Annotated in this window: 1 protein-coding gene and 1 pseudogene; both read right to left on the reverse strand. The window is 76.8% G+C overall.

All coding sequences use genetic code 11. The features are described from left to right. Positions 1-1,235: zinc-binding dehydrogenase (locus NBX02_RS07925; RefSeq protein ID WP_250290662.1), on the reverse strand; the 1,235-nt coding region annotated here is incomplete at its 3' end. After that, a pseudogene (locus NBX02_RS07930) lies at positions 1,232-1,661 on the reverse strand (hypothetical protein); the annotation flags it as partial. The pseudogene NBX02_RS07930 and the gene NBX02_RS07925, both read right to left, overlap by 4 nt.

The raw sequence follows: 1,661 nt of genomic DNA on the forward strand, positions 1-1,661 counted from the left end.
AGCCCCGGCCGTCCGGGCTGCCCGGACAGCGCGGGCAGCCCGGCCAGCCCCGGCCGTCCGGGCTGCCCGCGCCGGGGCGGCAGGACGATGCTCGCCGGCAGCGTCCGGGAGACGTCGTAGTCGAAGCGGATCGCCAGGTACGGTTCGCTCCGGCTCTCGACCAGGGCGTAGGCGTCGGCGGCGTCGTCGATGGCGAAACTGTGCGTCACCAGATCGGCGACCTTCAGCCGGCCGGTGGCCAGCAGGTCGACGACGGCCTCCAGGTTGCGGCCCTCCGTCCAGCGGACCTGGCCGGCCGGGTAGTCCACCCCCCAGTCCTCGTACGCCCGCTCGTAGCGGCCGGGGCCGTACGAGCGGGCGAACCGCACCGACAGCTCCCGGTCGTAGAAGGGCGTGCGGTCGAGCTCGAGCCCGACGTCCCCGACGATGACCACGGTCGCGCGGTCCCGGCACAGCGCCGGCACCCGGCCGATGAGATCCGAGCTCCGGGTGGCGGCGCAGACCAGCACGGCGTCCGCGCCCCGCCCACGGGCCCAGCGCGCCACCGCGGCCGTGGTGGCCTCGCCCTGTTCACGCAGGGTGAGGACGCCGGCCCGGCCGGCCGCGGCCAGCGGCAGGTCGGCGACGTCGATGCCGGCCACGTCGCATCCGCTGGCCAGCGCGATCCGGGCGGCGAGCTGGCCGACCAGGCCAAGCCCGACGACCACCACCTTCGCGCCCGGCCCGACGTCGGCCAGGCGCAGCCCGTGCAGGGCGATGGAGGCCACCGTCGCGAACGCCGCGTCCGCGGCCGGCACCCCGGCGGGCACCGGCACGCACAGCAGACCGGGCACCGCCTGCACTTCGGCGTGGTTCGCCCAGCCGGCCCCGCCGGTGGCGACGAGCTGTCCGGGCGCGATACCGGTCCCGTCGACCATCTCGCCGACGTCCAGCACGGTCCCGGCGGCGCTGTAGCCGAGCGGGATGTCCCCGCCGAGGCGGGCCCGTACCGCGCGGGCGGCCGGGCCGATCCCGTCGGCCCGGGCCCGTTGGACCACCTGGCGGACCAGGTCGGGACGGGCCCGGGCCTTGGCCAGCAGCCCCGACTGGGCGAGCGCGGTGACCGCCCGTTCCGTCCCGGGGGAGACGATGCTCGCCGCGGTACGGACCAGCACCTCGGTCGGTCCGATCCGCGGTGCGGGGACGTCGAGAACCTCGACCGCGCCTCCGCTGACCGCCTGCACCACCTGTTTCACGTCCGCTGCACCCCCTTGGCTCCGGCCCGGCCCGGCATCGCCGCCCGGCCTGGCACTTCCGGCCGGCCCGGCGCCCCTGACCGGCCCGGTGCTTCTTCTGGTTGGCCTGGCTGGCCTGGCTGGCCTGTTGGGTCTGTTGGGTCTGGTTGGTCCGGCGCGTCCGGTCGGTCCGCCGCCGTCGGTCGAGCTGGTGGTCGAGCTGGTGGCCGCGGCCGGACGCCGGCCAGCTGGCCGGTCTCGATGTCCGTGTGGATCTCGATAGGCAGCTCGTGGTCGACGACGTAGGCGGCGGTGAGCGCCGGCACGGTGTCCTGCCAGCCGAGCGCGCGGTGCGTCGGGCGCAGCTCCCAGCGGCCCGTCCCGGCGGCGGCCGGGCCGCCACGCACGCGCAGGACGATCTCCCCGCTGCCGCTGCCGCTGCCGCTG

It is taken from the genome of Protofrankia sp. CiP1_Cm_nod1 (assembly GCF_920888515.1).
Taxonomy (GTDB): domain Bacteria; phylum Actinomycetota; class Actinomycetes; order Frankiales; family Frankiaceae; genus Protofrankia.